Below are 19,164 nucleotides of genomic sequence, written 5' to 3' on the forward strand. Positions count from 1 at the left end.
CCGGCGCGATGATCCGCCGGCTGCGCACGCCCTCTCGCCTCAAGAGAAACGGTCTCCACAGGGATGGACGACCCTGGAGGAGCCCGGCTCTCGCGATCCGGCAGCAGGGCGCACAGAGGGGCGCGCCAATGCCGGCGCAACACGGCGCACGGCGGCTCGGACGTCATCCCTCGGCGCCGGTCGCTGCCGGCTTGGAAACGATCGTACGTTTTTTTAATCCCGGCGCAAGGGCTTTCGCGCCGTCATTCCGGGCGTCAGGCTCGACTGCGCCATCAAGCCCGCGCGGCCTTTGGGATGGCGACGGCCGCCCTGCGCGCCGGCTTTTCGCGCACCGGCGGTTCCGCCGATGCAGCAAGGGGCGCGGCGAGGGGAGCCTCGAGAGCCGCCGGAAGCGGCGCCCCGCCCGTGACGCCGCCGATGACGAGCGCGGTGTAGGTATCCACGATCTCGTCCTGGCTCAGCCGGCCGCCGGGCAGGTACCACATGCAGATGCCGGTGAGCATGGAGATGATAGCGTAGGTGGCGACCTTGGGCTCGCGCGCCTCGAACACGCCTAGCTCCACCCCCTGACGCAGGATGCCCTCCAGCAGCCCCTCATAGCGACGGCGCAGGCCCACCACGACGGCGCGATGCGCCTCGTCGAGGCTGCGGATCTCCATGTTGGCGATGAAGACATGGGCAAGCCGCGTCATGTGGTAGCGCAGATGGAAGGCGCAGAACACCTTGAGGCGTGCCAGCGGATCTTCCACCCCGGCGAGGTCCGCCTCGGCCTTGGCGAGCAGATCCTCCATGTGGTCCCGCACGATGTCGAACAGCAGGGACTGCTTGTTGTCGAAATATTTGTAGAGCGAGCCGGACTGCAGCCCCACCTCGGCCGCGAGCTGGCGCAGGCTCATGGCCTCGTAGCCGTGCCTGTAGATGAGCTTGACGCCCGCCTGCCGGATGGCTTCCGCGGTGCGTGCGCCGTTGGAACCGATGGTGCGCGCCATTGCCTTCGAACGTTCAAGGTCCGGATTCGGCACAATCGGCGCAGAAGCTGACGTCGAAATCCGGTCCGGACGGAAACCACGATGGCGAACCAGCTTCCCGGCCGCCAGATGGAACGATATCTTGCGACAAGAGCCGGCGCTTGGCCAGATTGAAAAGAACGTTCGATTTTTTATCCCGCCGGGCCAGCGGCCCGGACATCCGTCATCCCTGCATGGAAATCGCGTGGGATGCGCGCCCGCTGTAGTGGACGAAGCCGTCCGCATCGATATGGCCGGTATCTCCGAGGATAAAATAATCGTCGCCGAACCTGAACCGCGCCTGGGTTCCCGGATCGTCCTGCCGGTAGCCGCGGAACCAGAACAAGGGCGAGCGCCGGACATCGATCGCCAGCGTGCCCTCCGTCCCCGCGCCGAGCACGGCGCCGTCCGGGTCGAGAACCACGAGGGAAAACCCCGCCGCGATCCGACCGACCGAGGCATGGCCGAGGGAGCCCGGATTGTGCGGATCATGCCGCATGCCCATGATCATCCCCGTTTCCCGCTGCCCATACTGGTTCACGAGGGGCACCTCCAGCTTCTGCGTGACCCAGGACACGAGATCGGGCGGCAGCGGCTCTCCGCAGACCGAAACCAGCCGAAGCGCGAGCCGGTTCGGCGCCCGGGTAAGGTCCCTGCGCCGCCACGCCTTGATCTGGGACGGTGCCGCCGTGAGGTTGGTGACGCGGAACTTGGACAGGACGCGATAGCCCTGTGACACGTCATAGGGACCATCGCAGAACAGGATCGAGCAACCGATCAGCAGCGGCCCGACAAGACCATAGAAGATCCCGTACTCCCACCCCTGGTCCGCCATGTTCCAGTAGACGTCCTCGTCCCGGACATCGAGCCCGACGCGCATGCATTGCTCGAATTCGGCCAACGCCCGCACCGGTATCATCAAGCCCAATTTTGCCGCTATCGATTTGGGCGAATATGTCATTATGAATGGATCGTTTTCCCCATATACCTCGACATCGTCCAGCGGTTCCGAAGAATATATCGACGACCAGAATTGCTTGACGATACCGTCAATTCTGTTGATTTGCTCCCCCTCGATAAGGAATACAGGGGTTGAGGAATCGATATAATTCCGAGCCCGGTCTACGAGCGTGCGGGTTGCGACGATGGCCTTCACCTCCCCCGATTCCAGCCGGGAGTTTACGGCCGACGTGGCATAGGTGGAAAACAGCGGCATGTAGACTGCGCCCACGCGCCAGATGGCCAGGGCGGCGATGACCAGCTCGACCCCCTTGGGCAGCATGACCGCCACGCAGTCGCCTTTCCTGACCCCCACGGATGCCAGCACGCGCGCGAAGCGGGCGGAATATTCCGCAAGCTTGCCGAAGCTCAGTTCCGATGTCTGGCCCGAAACGGTTTCGTGGATCATGGCCGGATGCGCGCGCTTGCCGGGCAGATGCCGGTCGCAGAGCAGATGGGCGAGGGCAATCGCTTCCCCGCGGTATTCCGGCCGCTGGTACAGGCTCGGGTCGGGGGCGTGATCGGCTTCGGCCACGCTGTCGGCTGCCGCCCCGCCCGCGCGACTTCCGGCATCCAGCAGGAACTGGCCGAGGCAATAGTATCGACTGGCCGGATCGTAGGCGAGCAGGCCCTCGTGGACGAGCGCGGCCGCCAGGCGATGCGCCGTCGCCTTGGACAGTCCGGTGCCCTTCACCAGATCCGCAAGGCGCGCACCCTGCGTCGGCGCCGCCGCCACGACGCGCAGCACGGACACAGCACGGGAAAGGCTTTGGGCCCCCCTGGGCGAGGCGACATCCATATCTGAAGAAGAAGACATGTCTCAATATGTGAGACGTTTTTGGCGAGATCGCAATAATTTTCTCCATTGCATAAAGATGCTCTTGAAAGATTCAAACGGTCGTTCGATAATGACGTCAATTAGCGTCTCATAATATGAGATAGCGGCTCATAGAAGCCAAACCCGCGATGCGGGATAGGGAGGGGACCATGTCGCTACCTGCCGCTTCGGCCGGGGCTGCAACGGGCGTGTCTGCCCTGCTTGATGTGCAGAACATCTCGCTCCGCTTCGGAGGCCTCAAGGCGCTGTCCGACGTCAGCTTCCATGTGCGTCCAGGCGAGCTGTTCTCCATCATCGGCCCCAACGGCGCCGGCAAGACCTCCATGCTGAACTGCATCTCCGGCCGCTACACGCCGAGCGACGGCCGTGTGGTGTTCGACGGCGCCGACGTGACCAAGCTGAAGCCCAACCGCCGCGCGGAAATCGGCATCGGCCGCACCTTCCAAAACCTCGCGCTGTTCAGCCACATGAGCGTGCTCGACAACATCATGGTCGGCCGCCACCACCTCCTGAAGAACAACTTCCTCACCGGTGCGCTCTACTGGATCGGCGGCGCCCAGAAGGAAGAGCTGGAGCATCGCCGCAAGGTGGAGGAGGTGATCGACTTCCTCGACATCCAGCACGTCCGCAAGGCCACCGCCGGCACCCTTTCCTACGGGCTCCGCAAGCGCGTCGAACTCGCCCGCGCGGTGGCGCTGGAGCCCAAGCTCATTCTCCTCGACGAGCCCATGGCGGGCATGAACCTCGAGGAGAAGGAGGACATGGCCCGCTACATCGTCGATCTCAACGAAGAATGGGGCATGACGATCATCATGATCGAGCATGACATGGGCGTGGTGATGGACATCTCCCACCGGGTGATGGTGCTCGATTTCGGCCGCAAGCTGGTGGAGGGCGAGCCCTCCGCCGTGTTGGCCGATCCGCATGTTCGCAAGGCCTACCTCGGCGAGGAGGACCTTGAGATCGAAGAGGCGGCGCCCGCCGCCGTATCCGCGTGATGCGGCAAGGCTGAGGCGCACCATGGCTCCCGTTCCCGCCTATCCGGACGTCACGGTCCACGACACCCTGCCGAAGCTGCTGCGGCTGAACGCGAAGGCCCACGCCGGCGAGACGTGGCTGCGCGAGAAGGACCTCGGCATCTGGATTTCCTACACCTGGGGCGAGGTCGCGACCCGCGTGCGCGACATGACCCTCGGACTCACCACGCTGGGCGTTGCCCGCGGCGACGTCGTGGGCCTGATCGGCGACAACCGGCCGGAATGGCTGATGGGCGAGATCGCCGCCCATGCGCTGGGCGGCATGTCCCTCGGCATCTACCGCGATGCGCTGGCCGACGAGGTGGCCTATCTCGTCACCTATGCGGACGTGGCGGTGATCTTCGCCGAGGACGAGGAGCAGGTGGACAAGCTGCTCTCGCTTGAAGAGAAGATCCCCACCGTCCGGCACATCGTCTATTCCGACCCCCGCGGCATCCGCAAATATGACGACCCGCGCCTGATCTCGCTCAAGGATCTGGAGAAGCGCGGAGCGGAAGTGGCCGCCCGCGATGCCGCCGCCTACGACCGCCTCGTGGATGCCGGCAAGGGGGAGGATGTGGCCATCCTCTGCACCACCTCGGGCACCACCTCCCACCCCAAGCTCGCCATGCTCACCGGCGGCGCCCTGCTGCGGCATTGCCGGGCCTATCTGGAAATGGACCCGCGCCTGCCCACCGACGAATACGTCAGTGTTCTGCAGATGCCGTGGATCATGGAGCAGATCTACGCCTTCGGTCAGGCGCTCATCTCCCGCATGAAGGTGAACTTCGTGGAGGAGCAGGAGACGCTGATGGCCGACATGCGCGAGATTGGCCCGTCCTTCGTGCTGTTCGCCCCCCGCGTGTGGGAGCAGATCGCCGCCGACGTGCGCTCGCGCATGATGGATTCCTCCGCCCTCAAGCGCGGCATGTTCGACCTTGGCATGAAGCTCGGCCTGAAGGCGCTGGACGAGGGCCGCCGCTCGCCGCTCGCCGACTTCATCCTGTTCCGTGCGCTCAGGGACCGGCTCGGCTTCTCGCACCTGAAATCCGCCGCCACCGGCGGGGCGGCGCTGGGGCCGGACACCTTCCGTTTCTTCCTCGCGCTCGGCGTGCCCATGCGCCAGCTCTACGGCCAGACCGAGCTGCTCGGCGCCTACACGCTGCACAAGGAAAGCGACGTGGATTTCGACACGGTGGGCGTGCCGTTCGAGGGCGTCGAGATCCGCATCGACGACCCCGATCCCAACGGCCTCGGCGAGGTCGTCACCCGCCACGGCAACATGTTCACCGGGTATTTCCGCAACGACGAGGAGACCAAGAAGTCCTTCGCCGAGGAAGGCTGGATGCGCACCGGCGATGCCGGCTTCTTCAACGGCAAGGGCCATCTCGTCGTCATCGACCGCATCCGCGACATGGCGAAGACCTCGCACAATGACCGGTTTTCGCCGCAATACATCGAGAACAAGCTGAAGTTCTCGCCCTACGTGGCCGAGGCCGTGGTGCTGGGCGACGGGCGCGACAGCCTCGCGGCGCTCATCTGCATCCGCTTCTCCATCGTCTCCAAATGGGCCGAGAAGAACCGCATCGCCTTTACCACCTATACCGATCTTTCGGCCAAGCCCGAAGTCATCGCGCTGCTGAAGAAGGAAGTGGAGGCGGTGAACAAGACGCTGGCCGAAAAGCAGCGCATCGGCCGCTTCCTCCTCCTCTACAAGGAGCTGGACGCCGACGACGGGGAACTGACCCGCACCCGCAAGGTGCGGCGCGGCGTGATCAACGAGCGCTACGGCACCATCATCGATGCCATGTACGAGGGGCAGAAGGTGATCGACGTGGACACCACCATCACCTTCCAGGATGGCACCCGCCAGCGCATCAAGACCAAGCTCGACGTCATCGACCTCGGCGCCCCGCCGCCGGTGAAGGACGACGGCAAGAGGAGGGCGGCGTGATGGGCACCTTCCGTTTGAACTTCATCGCGAGGGAGCCCGTCTGATGCAATCCCAGCTCCTGCTTCAGCTCATCATCAACGGGCTCATCATCGGCACGCTCTATGGCGTCGTCGGCATGTGCTTCGTGCTCATCTACAAGGCCTCGCAGGTGGTGAACTTCGCCCAGGGCGAGTTCCTGCTCATCGGCGCCTGGACCTGCTGGTGGCTCCTCACGGCGTGGAACATCCCCTTCTTCTGGGGCTTCCTCATCGCCGTGTGCTTCATGATGGTGTTCGGCATTGCCGTGCAAATGGTGGTGCTGCGGCCGCTCATCGGTGAGCCCATCATCTCCGTCATCATGGTGACGATCGGCCTCTCCATCTTCTTCCAGGCGCTGATGAAGTGGATGTTCGGCACTTTCGCCCAGCCGTTCCCGCCCATCTTCCCGGTGGCGCAGGTGAACATCCTGGGTCTGCAGGTGCAGACGGCCTATCTCATGTCCACGGGCGTCAGCCTCGCGATCATGGCGGGCTTCGCCTGGTTCTTTAAATATTCGCGCCTCGGCCTCGCCATGCGGGCCACCGCCTTCTCCCAGCAGGTGGCTCAGTCCCTCGGCATCTCGGTGCGCCAGGTGTTCGCGCTCTCGTGGGGTATCTCGGCGGCTGTGTCGGCCGTGGCCGGCGTGGTGGTGGGCATCGTCAACGGCGTGTCGTCGGCCCTCTCCTACTTCGGCATCAAGGTGTTCCCGGCAGTCATCCTCGGCGGCCTCGACAGCGTGTTCGGCGCGGTGGTGGGCGGCCTCATCGTCGGGCTTCTGGAAAACCTCGGGCAGTATGTGGACAGCCAGTATCTGAAGTGGGGCAATCTCTACGAGATCATCCCCTTCTACGCCCTGATCATCATCCTGATGATCAAGCCCTACGGGCTGTTCGGCACCCGCGACATCGAGAGGGTCTGAGGCCATGGCGCTCACCACCATGCGGCCGTGCGGCGACTATCGCACCAGCTACAAGGCCGACCAGACCATCTTCCAGACGCGGCTGACGCTGATCTTCATCGTCCTCGCCATCGTGGCCCTGTGCTGCGCGCCGCTGTTCGCCTCGCGCTATGTGCTGAGCCTGATGATCCAGATCGGCTATCTCGGCATCGCGGCGCTGGGGCTGAACATCCTGGTCGGATTTTCCGGCCAGATCTCCATCGGCCATGCGGTGTTCTTCGGCTTCGGCGGCTTCGCCTCGGCCTTCCTCGCCGACAAGGGCGTGCCGGTGCCTCTCGCCATCGTGCTGGCGGGGCTGTGGACCACGGTGGTGGGCCTCATCTTCGGCCTGCCGGCGGCACGGGTGAAGGGGCTCTACCTCGCCATCGCGACGCTGGCCGCCCAGTTCATCCTGCAGGACTTCTTCGTGCGCGCCGAATGGTTCACCGGCGGCACCCACGGCGCCATCGCCGCGCCCTTCACCCTGTTCGGCTACGATCTCTCGGGCGATGCGCGTTATTTCTACGTGGTGCTGTTCTTCGTGGTGGTTGGCTATATCGGCGCGACGAACCTGATGCGCAGCCGCGACGGACGCGCGCTGATCGCGGTGCGCGACCATTATCTCTCGGCCGAGATGATGGGCGTGAACCTCACCAAGTATCGCACCATGGCGTTCGGCATCTCGTCCTTCTATGCCGGCATCGGCGGGGCGCTCTACGCGCACTATGTGGGCTTCATGTCGGTCGAAGGGCTGGATATCCTCTTCTCCATCCAGTTCCTCGGCATGATCATCATCGGCGGGCTCGGCTCCATCATGGGCTCGCTGATGGGCACCGTGTTCATGGTGCTGCTGCCGGAGGCCACCGGCTGGCTCGCATCCGCGCTGCAGGGCTCGGCCATCGACCAGGCGCTGCACCTCAAGGACGGCATCACCTACATGCGCGAGATGCTGATCGGCGCCACCATCATCCTGTTCCTGATCTTCGAGCCGGACGGCCTCGCCCACCGCTGGCGGCTTATCAAGGCCTACTGGAAGCTCTATCCCTTCTCGTACTGACGCGTTGAGGTCCCGACGAAACCCGAGCCGAGGCGGCGCAGACCGCCCGGCGCAAGAGGAAACCCAAGGAGCCACAGATGAAGCGACTGACCCTTTCCCTCGTCTCGGCGCTGGCGCTCGCCGCCGCGACCCCCGCGCTCGCGCAGTCGATCAACATCGGCCATCTCGCCGATTACTCGGGCGGCACTTCGGACGTGGGACAGCCCTACGGACAGGGCATCCAGGACACCATCGCCTGGATCAACGCCAATGGTGGGGTGAACGGCAAGAAGATCAATTCCGACTTCAACGAATACGGCTACCAGGTGCCCCGCGCGCTGGCCGCGTTCAAGAAGTGGGTGGGCTCCGACAAGGTGGTCGCGATCCAGGGCTGGGGCACCGCGGACACCGAAGCCCTCGTGGGCATGGTGACGAAGGAGGAGATTCCCTACTACTCGGGCTCCTACTCCGCCTCCCTCACCGATCCCGTGGGCAAGGTGAACCCCAAGAGCGAGCGCGCCGCGCCGTTCAACTTCTTCTACGGCCCGTCCTATTCGGACGCCGCCCGCGCCATGGTGCAGTGGGCCGCCGACGACTGGAAGAAGAAGGGCAAGGAAGGCAAGCCCAAGTGGGTCCACATGGGCGCCAACCACCCCTATCCGAACTCGCCCAAGGAAGCGGCGGCGGAATATGCCAAGTCGCTGGGCTTCGAGGTGCTCGATCCCATCACCTTCGCCCTGACCCCGGGTGACTACACGCCCCAGTGCCTGACGCTGAAGCAGTCCGGCGCCAACTACGCCTATCTCGGCAACACGGCCGGATCGAACATCTCGGTGCTGAAGGCCTGCAAGACGGCCGGCGTGGACGTGCAGTTCCTTGGCAACGTCTGGGGCATGGACGAGAACGCCATGAAGGCCGCCGGCGAGGCCGCCAACGGCGTCGTCTTCCCGGTCCGCACTGCCGTGACCTGGAACGGCTCGGCGCCCGGCCTCGCCACCGCGAAGGAAATCTCCAAGATCTCCGACCCGTCGGGCACCGCCTATCGCCCGGTGCACTACCTCACCGCCATCTGCACCGCCCTCTACATGAAGGAAGCCATGGAGTGGGCGGACAAGAACGGCGGCGTGACCGGCGTGAAGATCCGCGACGGCATGTACCAGAAGAAGGACTGGGTGCCGAAGGGCATGGAGGGCGTGTGCAATCCCTCCACCTGGACCGCCACCGACCACCGCCCCACCACCCGCGTGGACCTCTACCGCTCCGTGGTGACGGGCCCCACCGACGCGTCCGTCTCGGACCTCGTGAAGGCTGGCACCATCAAGCTCGAAAAGGTCGCCACCATCGACCTGCCGCGCAAGACGGAACTGCAGGGCTGGTGAGTTTCGTCACTCCTCCCCTCTCCCCTTGCGGGAGAGGGGCCGGGGGTGAGGGGCGAAGGCGTCTCGGCCAACAAGCGCCAGTCCAGATGGCGCCATCCCCTCACCCGTCTCGCGGCTTTGCCGCGATCCACCCTCTCCCGCGAAGGGGAGAGGGGTTAGATCGGAGACCGCCATGGCCGAGGCCGCACTGAAGTTCGAACCCGCCGCCGAGACCGCGCCGCCGCTCCTGTCGGTGGACAATATCGAGGTGGTCTACAACGACGTCATCCTCGTCCTGCGCGGCCTTTCACTGAAGGTGCCGAAGGGCCAGATCGTCGCTCTGCTCGGCTCCAACGGCGCCGGCAAGTCCACCACGCTGAAGGCGATCTCCGGCCTCCTGAAGACCGAGGATGGCGAGATCACCCGCGGCGACGTCACCTTCATGGGCGAGCGCATCAACGGCATCGAGCCGGACAGGATCGTCCGCCGCGGCATCTTCCAGGTGATGGAAGGCCGCCGCATCATCGCCGACATGACCTGCCTCGAGAACCTCCGCCTCGGCGCCTTCACCCGCCGCGACAATGAGGTGAAGAGCGACATCGAGCGCGTCTACGAATATTTCCCCCGCCTCAAGGAGCGCACGGGCCTCGCCGGCTATCTCTCCGGCGGCGAGCAGCAGATGCTGGCCATCGGCCGGGCGATCATGTCCCGCCCCAAGCTCATCCTTATGGACGAGCCGTCCATGGGCCTGTCCCCGCTTCTGGTGAAGGAGGTGTTCTCCATCATCAAGAAGCTGAACCAGGACCTCGGCGTCACCATCCTCCTGGTGGAGCAGAACGCGCGCGTGGCGCTCTCCGTGGCCGACTACGGCTACATCATGGAGCAGGGCAAGATCGTGCTCGATGGCAGCGCCGAGATGCTGCAGACCAACGAGGACGTGAAGGAATTCTACCTCGGCCAGGGCGGCGGCGAGGAGCGCAAGAGCTTCAAGAACCTGAAGAGCTTCAAGCGCCGCAAGAGGTGGCTGTAGTCGTGCCCCGGACAAGCGACGGCGCAGCCGGAGCGCCGATTCGGGGTCTAGCAGACACTTCGGCGCAGCCGGCCAGATCCCACCTGCGGTTCTGATCCCGCCGCCTCCGGTGAACCTGAGCGCTGGACCCCGGCTCTCCTTCCGCTCGCGCTCCAGTCGGCCGGGGAGCAGAGCATGTCACCCGGCCAGCTTTCGACAAGAGTCCGACCATGACCGATCCGAACCGCCACTACGACGCCAGCGAGACCCGCGACCCTAAAGCGCGCGAGCAGGCCCTGCTTCAGGCGCTCGCCGCGCAGGTCGCGCACGCCAAGGCGAAGGCGCCCTATTTCGCCACGCTCTTCAAGGATGTGGACCCGGCCGCCATCACCACGCGGGCGGCGCTCGCGCAGCTGCCGGTCACCCGCAAGTCGGACCTTCTGGAGATTCAGCCCAAGAGCTACCCCTTCGGCGGGCTGAACGCGACGCCCCCGGGCAAGCTCGCCCGCATCTTCATGTCCCCCGGGCCCATCTATGACGTGGAGGGCCACGGCCCGGATTTCTGGCGCTTCGCCCGCGGCCTGTTCGCGGCCGGCTTCCGCGCCGGCGACATCGTCCACAATTCCTTCTCCTATCATCTCACCCCCGCCGGCTCGATGGTGGAGAGCGGCGCCCATGCGCTGGGCTGCGCCGTGGTGCCGGCCGGCGTCGGCCAGACCGACCTGCAATTGCGCGCCATCGCCGACATCCGGCCGCAGGGCTACGGCGGCACGCCCTCCTTCCTGAAAATCCTCGTGGACAAGGCGCGCGAGACCGGCACCGATATCTCTTCCCTCACCAAGGCGCTGGTGTCCGGCGAGGCGTTTCTTCCGGCCCATCGGGCCGAGCTGAAGGCCGCTGGCATCACCGCCCGCCAGTGCTATGGCACGGCCGATCTCGGCCTCGTTGCCTATGAGAGCGAGGCCGAGGACGGGATGATCGTGGACGAGGGCTGCCTCGTGGAGATCCTGCGACCCGGAACCGGCGACCCGGTGGAGGCTGAGGGCGAGGTGGGCGAGGTGGTCGTCACCCTGTTCGAGCCGGACTACCCCCTCGTGCGCTTCGCCACCGGCGACCTCTCCGCGGTGATGCCGGGCACCAGCCCCTGCGGGCGCACCAACATCCGCCTCAAGGGCTGGATGGGCCGCGCCGACCAGACCACGAAGATCCGCGGCATGTTCGTGCACCCCGTGCAGGTGCAGGCGGCAGTGAAGAAGCATCCCGCCGTGGCGAAGGCCCGCCTCGTGGTGGATCGCACGGGCGACCAGGACGACATGGCGCTGGAGATCGAAGTGGCCGACGCCGCCGCGCTCTCGCAGGATGCCTTGCTGGAGGACATCCGCTCTGCCACCAAGCTGCGCGGCCGGCTCGTGGTGCTTTCGCCGGGAACGCTGCCCGTCGACGCCAAGACCATCGAGGATCGCCGCCCCGTGTGAAGCGGGAACTCTTTCCCGCATGACTTCTTAAATTCCTCTCAGAAAAGCCTTTTGTTTCAGATCGTTATGGACACTTCTTCCCGGCGTCGCCACAGTGGCGGCGCATCGGGCGGGGGTCGCAGGCGCGGCGCCGGCCGGAGGATTTCGGGAGGAAGGCCATGCTCACGCGCCGCCGCCTGCTGGCGCTTACGGGCGCCGCGCTGTCCGGCGCCGCCGTCGCGGGTGTCGGGCCGCTCTCTCCCGCGCGCGCCGCGCCGCCTGCCATCCGCCTCGGCATCCTGCAATTCGGCTCGGCCGCCTGGGAGATCGCGGCCATGGGCGCGCTGGGGCTCGATGCCGCCAACGGGGTCACGCTGGACGTCACCCGCTATGCCAACAACGATGCCGGGCGTGTCGCCTTCATGGCGGGCGCGGCGGACGCCATCGTCAGCGACCTGCTCTGGGCGGCGCGGGTGAAGGCGGACGGGCGCGATCTCGTCTACATCCCCTTCTCCTCCTCCGAGGGCGCGGTGATGGTGCCCAAGGGCTCCCCCATCCGCTCCGTCGCCGACCTCGCCGGCAAGAGGCTGGGCGTCGCCGGCGGCCCGCTGGACAAGAGCTGGCTCATGCTCAAGGCGACAGCGCAGGAGAAGGCGGGGCTCGATCTCCAGACCGCCGCCCAGCCGGTGTTCGCCGCCCCGCCCCTGCTCGCTGCCGAGCTCGAGGCGGGCAATCTCGATGCCGCGCTGATCTACTGGACCTTCGCCGCGCGGCTGGAGCCCAAGGGCTTCCGGCAGATGCTGACCGTGGAGGAGATGGTGAAAGGCTTCGGCCTCGCCCATGAGCCGACGCTGGTGGGTTACGTGTTCGACGGTACCTTCGCCCGCGCGAACCCCGGCACAGTCGCCGCCTTCGCCACTGCCTCACGCGCCACCAAGGCGGCGCTGGCCGACCCAGACCCCGCCCGCTCCGGGCCAGGCTGGGCTGCGGCGCGGGCGCAGATGCAGGCGGGCGACGAGGCCACTTTCGAGGCGCTGCGGCGCGGCTTCCTCGCCGGCATACCCCGCCTGACGCTCGCCGAGGAGCAGGCACTTGCCGCGCAGCTCTATGCCGTCCTGGTCAAGCTCGGCGGCACGAAGCTGGTGGGCAGTGCGACGCGCCTGCCCGGGGACCTCTATTTCCAGGCGCCGGCAGCGCGATGAAGCTGCTGTCCTCGGGCGCCGTGGCGCGGACGGCCTCGCTCGTCCTGCTGCTGCTGGCGTGGGAGATCACGGCGACCCTGGCGCACAGCCGGTCCCTTCCGACGCCCCATGCGGTCTTCGCCTTCATCGCGCGGGAGGCGAGCGGGGGCGATCTCATCTCCAACATCGCCATCACGCTGGCGCGGGTCGTCGTCTCCTTCGTGGTGGCCATGGCGCTCGGCTGCGCCATCGGCGTCGCGCTCGGCCGCTCGCGCAGGCTCGACACCGCCTTCGACACCTGGGTGATCGTGCTGCTCAACACGCCCGCTTTGGTCATCACCGTGCTCTGCTACATCTGGCTGGGACTGACCGAGGCGGCGGCGGTGCTCGCCGTGGCGCTCAACAAGATTCCCACCGTCGCGGTGCTGATGCGCGAGGGCACCCGCGCGCTCTCCCCGGAGCTGGACGAGATGGCGAGCGCCTTCCGCCTGTCGCCCATGGACCGGCTGCGCCATGTGATCATCCCGCAGCTTCAGCCGCATATCGCCGGGGCGGCCCGCTCGGGCCTCGCGCTGGTGTGGAAGATCGTGCTGGTGGTGGAGTTGCTGGGGCGCCCCAACGGCGTCGGCTACGCCATCTCGGTCTATTTCCAGCTGTTCGACGTGACCGCCGTGCTCGGCTATTCGCTGGCCTTCATGGCGGTCATGCTGGCCATCGAATACGGCGTGCTGCAGCCCTATGAAGCCCATGTCCGACGCTGGCGCCTCACCGCTCATTGAGGCGGTCATCCGCGCCAAGACATACCGGCGGCCCGATGGCGCGCCGATGGAGGCCGTGCGCGGGATCACGCTGGCTATCGCGCGCGGCGAATTCGTCTGCCTCATCGGCCCCTCGGGCTGCGGCAAGACGACGACGCTGCGCATTCTCGCCGGGCTCGACCGCGCCTTCGAGGGCGAAGTGAAGCCCGATCCCGCGACCCTTTCCATCGGCGTCGCCTTCCAGGAACCGCGCCTTTTGCCGTGGCGCACGGTGGAAGAGAACATCCGCCTCGTGCTGACGAAGGTGCGAAGGGCCATGGACCTCGCTCCCTTGATCGAACGCTTCGGCCTCTCCGCCCACGCCACGCGCTATCCCGGCGAGCTCTCCCTGGGCCTCGCGCGGCGGGTGTCGCTGGCGCGCGCCATGGCACTGGAGCCGGACCTTCTGGTGCTAGACGAGCCATTCGTCTCCCTCGACGCCCAGGCCGCCACCGAGCTGCGGCGCTACGTGGCGTTGGCGGCGGATGGCGGGACCAGCGTGCTCATGGTCACGCACAATGTGCGCGAGGCACTAGAGCTGGCGGATCGCGTGGTGATGCTGGCGCCACGGCCGACCTATGTCGTCGAGGAGGTGTGTCTCGCCTTGCCGCGAGCCATGCGCGATGGTCCATGGATCGAGGCCGAGCGCGCGGCCCTGGCTGCGCGTTTTTCGCTGCTGCGGGAGGGGTGAGATGGCGTGTTCCGGAGCCCATGGCTGCGCCCCCCCGAGGGTGCAGCGCGTCGCCGCCGGTCTGGCCCTCGCGGCGCTGCTGGTCGCCGCGATTCCGGCTGCAGCGCAAGCGCAGCCGGAGCCTTTCGCGGTCAGCGAGGTGGCCCCCGGTGTGTTCGTCCATCAGGCGCCCTATGCCCTTGCGCTACCGAAGAATCTCGGCTTCGTCGGCAATGCCGGCTTCGTCGTGGGCAAGGATGCGGTCGCGGTGATCGACACCGGCGGCAGCAAGGCGTCGGGGGAGGCGCTGAAGGCGGCGATCCGGGCGCGAACGGCGCTGCCGATCCGCTATGTCATCAACACCCACATGCACCCCGACCACGTCCTCGGCGATGCCGCGTTCGCGGGGCCGGGCGTGACCTTCATCGGCCATCACAACCTGCCGGAAGCGCTCTCGGCGCGGGCTGCCTCCTACCTTTCCGCCACCGAGCGTCTCATCGGGCCACAGGCCGCCGAGGGCACGCGGGTGATCCTGCCGGACGAGACGGTGGACACGGTGCGCACCATCGATCTCGGAGAGCGCCCGCTGCGCCTCGAAGCGTGGCAGACCGCCCACACCGCGACCGATCTCACGGTGTTCGACGAGAAGACAAGCACCTGGTTCCTCGGCGACCTGCTGTTTCTCGGCCACGTCCCCGCCCTCGACGGCAAGGCTTTGGGCTGGATCGCGATCCTGGACGAGATGAAGCGCCGCCCGGCGGCCCGCGTGGTGCCCGGCCATGGCCCCGCCTCGGTCCCCTGGCCCGAGGCGGCGGCGCCGACCGAGCGCTATCTCAATCGCCTCGTCGCCGATGTGCGCGCCACGGTCAAGGCCGGCGGCACCATGGCCGAGGCGGCCCGCTCGGCAGGCCGCGCGGAAGCGAAGGACTGGCAGCTGTTCGACGACTTCAACGCCCGCAACGCAACATCAGCCTACCACGAGCTGGAATGGGAATAATCCGGACGGCGAAGCCGAAACGCGAATATTGCTGCGTCGCAATATTACCCAGGGCCACTTCGCGATCGCAGTATAAATCCCCTGGTCAACCGGACATTTGGCGTATTGCCTTGGGCGAAAACATTGCTTACGTTCCTCACAGCTTCGGCTTCAACAACTCCGTGCGGGGAACGCGGGGTTGGTTCGCAGGCCTGCGGGACGCACTTGTCACCGCAAGGCTTCAGGGCATCACGCCGGTCGTGACACGCTGCCGAAGTAGATGGAGTCCCCCAAGGCGAAAACAAACGCTCAGTGCGTTTCCCGCTCCACATGCGCGTGGAGGCGGACCCGCATCCATCGGAGGAAGCCCGGATGAGACGTCTTTTGGTTTTGACCGCCACGGCGGCGGCAACCGCATTTTTCGGCGCGCCCGCCAGCGCGAATGACAGTGTTCTCAAGCTTACCCAGGACCCCAACCAGTGGGTTCTCCAGACCGGCGACTACGCCAACACCCGCCATTCCAAGCTCAAGCAGATCACGACCGACAACGTGAACAAGCTCCAGGTTGCCTGGACCTTCTCCACCGGCGTGCTGCGCGGCCATGAGGGCTCTCCGCTGGTCGTGGGCGACATCATGTATGTCCACACGCCCTTCCCGAACATCGTCTATGCCCTCGACCTCAACAACGAAGGCAAGATCATCTGGAAGTACGAGCCGAAGCAGGATCCCACCGTCATTCCGGTGATGTGCTGCGATACGGTGAACCGCGGCCTCGCCTATGCCGACGGCAAGGTGTTCCTGCATCAGGCCGACACCAAGGTCGTGGCGCTCGACGCCAAGACCGGCAAGGTGGCCTGGTCGGTGGTGAACGGCGATCCCAAGAAGGGCGAGACCAACACCGCCACCGTGATGCCGGTGAAGGACAAGGTCCTCGTGGGCATCTCCGGCGGCGAGTTCGGCGTGCAGTGCCACGTCACCGCCTACGACATCAACACCGGCAAGCAGGCGTGGCGCGCCTATTCCGTCGGCCCGGACAGCCAGATCCTGTTCGACGAGAAGACCACTGCGCTCGGCAAGCCCGTTGGCAAGGATTCGTCCCTCGCCACCTGGCAGGGCGACCAGTGGAAGACCGGCGGCGGCTGCACCTGGGGCTGGTATTCGTACGACCCGCAGCTGAACCTGGTCTATTACGGCTCGGGCAACCCCTCGACCTGGAACCCGAAGCAGCGCCCGGGCGACAACAAGTGGTCCATGACCGTCTTCGCCCGTGACGCCGACACCGGCGTCGCCAAGTGGGTCTATCAGATGACGCCCCACGACCAGTGGGACTTCGACGGCATCAACGAGATGATCCTTGCCGATCAGCAGATCGGCGGACAGACCCGCCCGACGCTGGTGCATTTCGACCGCAACGGCTTCGGCTACACGCTCGATCGCAAGACCGGCGAGCTGCTCGTGGCCGAAAAGTTCGACCCGGCGGTGAACTGGGCGACCAAGGTGGACATGGACAAGAACAGCCCGACCTATGGTCGTCCGCTGGTCGTGGACAAGTATTCCACCGAGAAGAACGGCGAAGATGTGAACACCACCGGCATCTGCCCGGCGGCGCTCGGCACCAAGGACCAGCAGCCTGCGTCCTACTCGCCTGACACCGGCCTGTTCTACGTGCCCACCAACCATGTGTGCATGGACTACGAGCCGTTCCGTGTCAGCTACACCCCCGGCCAGCCCTATGTGGGTGCCACGCTCTCCATGTTCCCGGCTCCCGGCAGCCATGGCGGCATGGGCAACTTCATCGCGTGGGACGCCAAGCAGGGCAAGATCGTTTGGTCCAACCCGGAGCAGTTCTCCGTGTGGTCCGGCGCTCTCTCCACCGCCGGCGGCGTGGTGTTCTACGGCACCCTCGAGGGCTACCTGAAGGCGGTCGACGCCAAGACGGGCAAGGAACTGTACAAGTTCAAGACCCCGTCCGGCATCATCGGCAACGTCATGACCTACACCCACAAGGGCAAGCAGTACGTGGCTGTGCTCTCGGGTGTCGGCGGCTGGGCCGGCATCGGCCTCGCAGCCGGCCTGACCGACCCGAACGCCGGCCTCGGCGCGGTGGGCGGCTACGCAGCCCTCAGCAACTACACCGCCCTCGGCGGTCAGCTGACGGTCTTCGCCGTCCCGCAATGATCGGGCGGCGTTAAGGCCAGGCGCATTCCATGCGCATTCGGGCCGGCTTGGGGACACCCCCGCCGGCCCGATCCTTTTCCAGGGGCGGGGTGCTTTGCCGGTGAACGCCGGAACGGCTCCCTGTGTCCGCAGCCCCTCGCCGTCGTCTGCCGCCAAGGCCCTTGGCCGCGGCCCGGAGCGCGGCCCCAAGGCTGCGCCCCTCAGGCTCTTCCCGCGAAACCGGAGACGGACCCGCCCATCCCCCCGAGCGCCGTCTTCGCCCTTCGTCTGTCGTTTTGGAGAGATCGTGTGGTTTCATCAGTCCCCCTGACCCGTGCCGGCGCATTCTTCCTCGCCGCGTTCTCGCTCGCCCTCGGCAGCACCGCCTCGGTCGCCGAGACCACCAAGCCGGCAGACCCGAAGCCGGTGAAGGAGGAGGGCGGCCGCTATTACGACGTCGACGGCGCGCCCACCTACAACATCAAGCCCGATGGCCAGGTGGACTGGCTGACCTATTCCGGCTACCGCCGCTACCACGCCGAGTGCCACGTGTGCCACGGCCCCGACGGCATGGGCTCCACCTACGCGCCCGCGCTCGCGGAATCGCTCAAGACCATGAACTTCGAGCAGTTCAGCGAAGTGGTCGTGGGCGGCCGCCAGAACCTCGGCGGCGGCAACGACCGGGTGATGCCCTCGTTCGGCCTGAACAAGAACGTGATGTGCTACCTGGACGACCTCTACGTCTATCTGCGCGCCCGTTCCGACGACGCGCTCGGCCGCGTCCGCCCCGCCAAGCGCGACGAGAAGTCGAAGGAGATTGCCGATGCCGAGAAGGCCTGCCTCGGCGAGTAGGGAACGGTTCGCGCCCCTGCTGGCGTCGATTGCGACGGCAGCCCTCGCCGCCATCCTGCTGCTCAGCCCCTCGGGGGCCGGAGGGCAGCAGATTCCCGACCAGGTTTCGGCGGACGCCCTCCGGGTGTGCGCCGATCCCGCCAACATGCCGTTCTCGAACGCCGCCGGCGAGGGCTTCGAGAACAAGGTCGCGGCCATCGTCGCCGACGAGCTCAAGCTACCCCTGCGCACGTACCTGATGCCGCAAGGCCCGGGTTTCGTGCGTAATTCGCTCGGCCGGCGCCTGTGCGACGTCATCATCGGCTATGTGGCCGGGGCCGACCTCGTGCTGCACACCAATCCCTATTACGAATCGGTGTTCGTGCTGGTGGTGAAGGCCGGCGGTCCGCTCGACGGCGTGACCCAATTGTCGGATCCGAAGCTGAAGACCGCCAAGCTCGGCGTCATCGCTGCGACCCCGCCCGCCGACCACCTCCTGGACCTCGGGCTCATCGGCAACGCCCGCACCTATTCGCTCCTCGTGGACCGGCGCTATGCCTCCCCGGCCGAGGAGATGCTCGCAAGCCTGAACGCCGGCGAGATCGACGGTGGCCTGCTCTGGGGGCCTTCGGCCGGCTACTTCGCGGCGCAGTCCGCAACGCCGCTCAAGGTGATCCCGCTGGTGAAGGAATCGCCCCGCCCGGCGCTCGCCTACCGAATCACCTTGGGCGTGCGCCCCACCGACCACATCTGGAAGCAGACGTTGAACACCGTCTTGCGCAAGCGCGCCGACGACATCGAGAAGGTGCTCGTCGCCTATCACGTCCCGCTGCTGGACGAGGACGGCCAGCCCATCGTGCCGACCTCCGGGACGCCGGGCCAGTGAGCCGGAGCGCCGAGCGCGCAGGCGCCAGCCTTTGGCTCGC

17 protein-coding genes are annotated in these 19,164 nt (G+C 66.4%); 14 read left to right on the forward strand and 3 right to left on the reverse strand.

The window, feature by feature from the left end; genetic code table 11:
- Positions 1-272: 272 nt before the first annotated feature.
- The 3 genes from ACT54R_RS10695 to ACT54R_RS10705 are packed head-to-tail and all read right to left on the reverse strand — an operon-like array spanning position 273 to position 2,823.
- On the reverse strand, positions 273-989 hold the full coding sequence (locus ACT54R_RS10695) for a TetR/AcrR family transcriptional regulator (RefSeq protein ID WP_476326068.1): 717 nt from the start codon (positions 987-989) through the stop codon (positions 273-275).
- A gap of 13 nt (positions 990-1,002) precedes the next feature.
- A complete protein-coding gene (locus ACT54R_RS10700; RefSeq protein ID WP_476326070.1) occupies positions 1,003-1,188 on the reverse strand; it encodes a hypothetical protein in 186 nt (61 codons plus the stop codon).
- A gap of 3 nt (positions 1,189-1,191) precedes the next feature.
- Positions 1,192-2,823, reverse strand: coding sequence for an AMP-binding protein (locus ACT54R_RS10705; RefSeq protein WP_476326072.1), 1,632 nt, complete (start codon positions 2,821-2,823; stop codon positions 1,192-1,194).
- A gap of 170 nt (positions 2,824-2,993) precedes the next feature.
- On the opposite strand from ACT54R_RS10705, the gene ACT54R_RS10710 reads away from it, so the two are divergent.
- From ACT54R_RS10710 to ACT54R_RS10775, 14 genes are all read left to right on the forward strand, one after another.
- Positions 2,994-3,842 (forward strand): ABC transporter ATP-binding protein, encoded by an 849-nt coding sequence (locus ACT54R_RS10710; protein WP_476326074.1) that lies wholly within the window; start codon positions 2,994-2,996, stop codon positions 3,840-3,842.
- A gap of 22 nt (positions 3,843-3,864) precedes the next feature.
- On the forward strand, positions 3,865-5,814 hold the full coding sequence (locus ACT54R_RS10715; RefSeq protein ID WP_476326076.1) for an AMP-binding protein: 1,950 nt from the start codon (positions 3,865-3,867) through the stop codon (positions 5,812-5,814).
- A gap of 43 nt (positions 5,815-5,857) precedes the next feature.
- Positions 5,858-6,751, forward strand: a complete 894-nt coding sequence (locus ACT54R_RS10720; RefSeq protein WP_168458607.1) for a branched-chain amino acid ABC transporter permease — start codon at positions 5,858-5,860, stop codon at positions 6,749-6,751.
- A gap of 4 nt (positions 6,752-6,755) precedes the next feature.
- Positions 6,756-7,826, forward strand: a complete 1,071-nt coding sequence (locus ACT54R_RS10725; RefSeq protein WP_476326078.1) for a branched-chain amino acid ABC transporter permease — start codon at positions 6,756-6,758, stop codon at positions 7,824-7,826.
- A gap of 77 nt (positions 7,827-7,903) precedes the next feature.
- Positions 7,904-9,184, forward strand: a complete 1,281-nt coding sequence (locus ACT54R_RS10730) for an ABC transporter substrate-binding protein (RefSeq protein WP_476326080.1) — start codon at positions 7,904-7,906, stop codon at positions 9,182-9,184.
- Positions 9,185-9,356: 172 nt separating this feature from the next.
- Positions 9,357-10,193, forward strand: a complete 837-nt coding sequence (locus tag ACT54R_RS10735; RefSeq protein ID WP_476326082.1) for an ABC transporter ATP-binding protein — start codon at positions 9,357-9,359, stop codon at positions 10,191-10,193.
- Positions 10,194-10,402: 209 nt separating this feature from the next.
- Positions 10,403-11,647 carry a phenylacetate--CoA ligase family protein gene (locus ACT54R_RS10740; protein ID WP_476326084.1) on the forward strand — a complete coding sequence of 415 codons (1,245 nt, stop codon included), beginning with the start codon at positions 10,403-10,405 and terminating at the stop codon, positions 11,645-11,647.
- Positions 11,648-11,805: 158 nt separating this feature from the next.
- Positions 11,806-12,828, forward strand: a complete 1,023-nt coding sequence (locus tag ACT54R_RS10745) for an ABC transporter substrate-binding protein (RefSeq protein ID WP_476326086.1) — start codon at positions 11,806-11,808, stop codon at positions 12,826-12,828.
- On the forward strand, positions 12,825-13,586 hold the full coding sequence (locus tag ACT54R_RS10750; RefSeq protein ID WP_476326088.1) for an ABC transporter permease: 762 nt from the start codon (positions 12,825-12,827) through the stop codon (positions 13,584-13,586). Before ACT54R_RS10745 ends, ACT54R_RS10750 begins: the two co-directional genes overlap by 4 nt.
- The gene (locus ACT54R_RS10755) at positions 13,555-14,295 is read left to right on the forward strand and encodes an ABC transporter ATP-binding protein (protein ID WP_476326090.1); all 741 of its coding nucleotides are present in this window, start codon (positions 13,555-13,557) and stop codon (positions 14,293-14,295) included. The genes ACT54R_RS10750 and ACT54R_RS10755 overlap by 32 nt, the downstream gene beginning before the upstream one ends.
- 1 nt (position 14,296) lies before the next feature.
- Positions 14,297-15,271: a quinoprotein relay system zinc metallohydrolase 2 gene (locus tag ACT54R_RS10760; RefSeq protein WP_476326092.1), complete on the forward strand. Its 975-nt coding sequence runs from the start codon at positions 14,297-14,299 to the stop codon at positions 15,269-15,271.
- A 351-nt stretch (positions 15,272-15,622) separates the two neighbouring features.
- Positions 15,623-17,428 carry a lanthanide-dependent methanol dehydrogenase XoxF5 gene (gene xoxF5, locus ACT54R_RS10765; RefSeq protein ID WP_476326094.1) on the forward strand — a complete coding sequence of 602 codons (1,806 nt, stop codon included), beginning with the start codon at positions 15,623-15,625 and terminating at the stop codon, positions 17,426-17,428.
- Positions 17,429-17,716: 288 nt separating this feature from the next.
- Positions 17,717-18,259, forward strand: a complete 543-nt coding sequence (locus tag ACT54R_RS10770; RefSeq protein ID WP_476326096.1) for a c-type cytochrome, methanol metabolism-related — start codon at positions 17,717-17,719, stop codon at positions 18,257-18,259.
- Entirely contained in the window at positions 18,231-19,124 is an 894-nt protein-coding gene (locus ACT54R_RS10775; RefSeq protein ID WP_476326098.1) for a substrate-binding domain-containing protein, read from the forward strand. Before ACT54R_RS10770 ends, ACT54R_RS10775 begins: the two co-directional genes overlap by 29 nt.
- Positions 19,125-19,164: the final 40 nt, after the last annotated feature.

The sequence above is a fragment of the Xanthobacter sp. DMC47 genome (genome assembly GCF_056313845.1).